This window comes from bacterium (assembly GCA_016873475.1).
Taxonomy (GTDB): Bacteria; Krumholzibacteriota; Krumholzibacteriia; order JACNKJ01; family JACNKJ01; genus VGXI01.
In genome coordinates, this window is the sequence record VGXI01000302.1 from 1 (window position 1) to 3,043 (window position 3,043).

The following is a 3,043-nucleotide window of genomic DNA, read 5'->3' on the forward strand; positions in this document are numbered from 1 at the left end:
CCCCGCGAGGACATCGAAGCCCTCGAGGACGCGGGGCTGGCCGTGCACCTGATCGACCCGCGCAGCCTGGACGACGTGCAGGGCTTCCTCACCGCGCTGGGCCAGTTGCTCGAGGCGCGCGCGCCGGTGGAGGCCCTGCTCGTCGAGCTGGCGGCCGCGCGCGGGCGCGCGAAGGCGATGAGCCGCGCGCTCGCCGGCGTGCTCGGCGGCCAGCCGGCCGCGCTCTGCTTCATCTGGCGGCGGCCCTGGATGCTCGCCGGCCGCGACTGCTACATCAACGGCGTGATGGCGGAGCTGGGACTCGTGAATCGGGCGCCCGAGAACGGCCGCTACCCGGCGCTCGCGCCGGAAGCGCTGGCCGGGCTGGGCCCGGCGCTGGTGCTGCTCCCCGACGAGCCCTTCGCCTTCACGGCCGAGCACGCCGCGGAACTCGCCGCGCTCGGCGTTGCGCGGGACCCCGCGGACTGCCTTCTTGTCCAGGGGGAGATGCTGAGCTGGTTCGGCAGCCGCAGCCCCCGCGCGCTGGACGCCCTCGGCCGCCGCCTGGCCGCGCACTTCGGCGTCGCCGCGCCCTGACCCGCCCATCGGAGGCCGCCATGCCCGATCGCCCTCTCGTCAGCATCACCCGCGTGCTCACCTTCGCGGCCGCTCATCGCCTCTACAACCCGGACTGGCCAGATGAGAAGAACTGGGAAGTGTTCGGCCACTGCAACAACTTCTACGGCCACGGGCACGACTACGACGTGCATGTGACGCTGCGCGGGCCGGCCGATCCCGAGACGGGGATGATCATCAACCTGAACCAGGTGGACAGGATCACGCGCCGCGAAGTGATCGAGCCCTGCGACCACAAGCACCTGAACCACGACGTGGACTTCCTGCGCGGGCTGAACCCGACCACGGAGAACCTCGCCGTCGCCTTCTGGAACCGCCTCGCGCCGCACTTCGGCGGCCTGCTCTACGAGGTGCGCGTGCAGGAGAATCCGCGCAACTGGTGCGTCTACCGGGGCGAGAAGGAGTAGCCATGCACGACGCCATCCGCAGCATCCTCGCGCACATCGGCGAGGACCCCGATCGCGAGGGCCTGAAGGACACGCCCGAGCGCGTGCATCACGCCTACCACTACCTCACGCGCGGCTACCGGATGAATCCGGCCGAGGTGATCGGCCGCGCCGTCTTCCACGAGAACTACAACGAGATGGTGGTGGTGCGGGACATCGACTTCTACAGTTTGTGCGAGCACCACCTGCTGCCCTTCTACGGCAGGGCGCACGTGGCCTACGTGCCCGACGGCAAGATCGTCGGGCTCTCCAAGATCCCGCGCCTGGTGGACATCTTCAGCCGGCGCCTCCAGGTGCAGGAGCGGCTCACACAGGAGATCGCGGCCACGCTCGAAGAGCAGCTCGAGCCGCAGGGCGTAGCCGTCGTGCTCGAGGGCTTCCACATGTGCATGGCGATGCGCGGCGTCGAGAAGCAGAACGCCTGGATGACGACCAGCGCCATGCGCGGCATCTTCGAGTCGAGCACGCGCACGCGCGAGGAGTTCCTGGTGCTGATCCGCGGCATCAGCAATCACGGGCGCTAGCGCGCCAGTGCGCGCGCTAGGCGGTCGAGCGCGCTAGGCGCGCCGGGGAGGTATCGCAATGGAGTCCAGTCGCGCCGGGCGCGCCCTGCCGCAGCCCTACATTGCCGCGGGTACGCGGATGCCGGAGTTCACGCTGCGGGCGGTGATCGTCGGCACCCTGCTCGGGATGGTCTTCGGCGCTTCATCGCTCTACCTGGTGCTCAAGGTGGGCCTTACAGTAAGCGCCTCGATCCCCGTGGCGGTGATCTCGATCACGCTCTTCCGCCTGGCCTCGAAGCTCGGTGTCAAGGACGCCACCATTCTCGAGAACAACATCGTGCAGACGGCGGGTTCGGCGGGCGAGTCGATCGCCTTCGGCATCGGCGTGACGATGCCGGCGATCATGATCCTCGGCTTCGACCTCGCGCTGACGCGGGTGATGCTGGTGGCCGTGCTGGGCGCCCTGCTCGGCATCCTGATGATGATCCCGCTGCGCCGCGCGCTGATCGTCGAGCAGCACGGCATCCTCAAATACCCCGAGGGCACGGCCTGCGCCGAGGTGCTGAAGGCGGGCGCCTCGGACGAGTCGCGCGCGCTGGCCTCCGACGAGGCGAAGGAAGAGGAGCGCGCGGCGGCGGCGGCCGGGCTGGCCTCGGGCACCAGCGGGCGGACGATCTTCACCGGCTTCGGCATCGGCCTGCTCTACAAGACGGCAATGGTGGCCTTCAAGGGCTGGAAGGACGTGCCCGAGCGCATCTTCGGCGCGCCCTTCAAGGCGGGCTCGCTCTCGGCCGAGATCAGCCCCGAGCTGCTCGGCGTGGGCTACATCATCGGGCCCAAGATCGCGGCGGTGATGTGCGGCGGTGGCGTCATGGCCTACCTGCTGCTGATCCCCTTGATCAAATTCTTTGGCGACGCCATCCCCGGCGCGCTCTCGCCGGGCACGATCCCGATCAGCGAGATGGGGCCGAACCAGATCCGCGGCGCCTACGTGCTCTACATCGGCGCCGGGGCGGTGGCGGCGGGGGGCATCATCAGCCTGGGTCGCTCGCTGCCGGTGATCTGGAGCGGCATCAAGGAGGGCCTGCGCGACGTGGGCGCGGGCGCGCGCGGCGGCGCCGACCCGCACCGCACCGAGCACGACCTGCCGATGAAGTTCGTCTTCGGCGGCATCCTGGCGATCATCGTGGCGATCGTGCTCGCGCGGCCCCTGCACATGAACATCGTGGGCGCGCTGCTCATCGTGCTGTTCGGGTTCCTGTTCGTGACGGTGTCCTCGCGGCTCACGGGCGAGATCGGCTCGTCGTCGAACCCGATCTCGGGCATGACCGTGGCGACGCTCCTGCTCACCTGCATGATCTTCCTCGCCATGGGCTGGACGGGCGGCAGCCACTACGTGACCGCGCTCTCGGTGGGGGCGATCGTCTGCATCGCGGCCTCGAACGCGGGGGCCACTTCGCAAGATCTCAAGACCGGCTT

3 protein-coding genes are annotated in these 3,043 nt (G+C 69.5%); all 3 read left to right on the top strand.

What is annotated here, in order from left to right:
• Positions 1 to 596: 596 nt before the first annotated feature.
• Positions 597 to 1,022, top strand: coding sequence for a 6-carboxytetrahydropterin synthase (locus FJ251_15020; GenBank protein MBM4119013.1), 426 nt, complete (start codon positions 597 to 599; stop codon positions 1,020 to 1,022).
• A gap of 2 nt (positions 1,023 to 1,024) precedes the next feature.
• Positions 1,025 to 1,585, top strand: coding sequence for a GTP cyclohydrolase I FolE (gene folE, locus FJ251_15025; GenBank protein MBM4119014.1), 561 nt, complete (start codon positions 1,025 to 1,027; stop codon positions 1,583 to 1,585).
• 58 nt (positions 1,586 to 1,643) lie between these two features.
• The coding region (locus tag FJ251_15030) for an oligopeptide transporter, OPT family (GenBank protein ID MBM4119015.1) at positions 1,644 to 3,043 on the top strand (1,400 nt) is incomplete at its 3' end.

What these genes read in the sequence shown, in the direction of transcription:
- FJ251_15020 (MBM4119013.1), top strand. Translation starts at nt 597, where the DNA reads ATGCCCGATCGCCCTCTCGTCAGCATCACCCGCGTGCTCACCTTCGCG.
- folE (MBM4119014.1), top strand. Translation starts at nt 1,025, where the DNA reads ATGCACGACGCCATCCGCAGCATCCTCGCGCACATCGGCGAGGACCCC.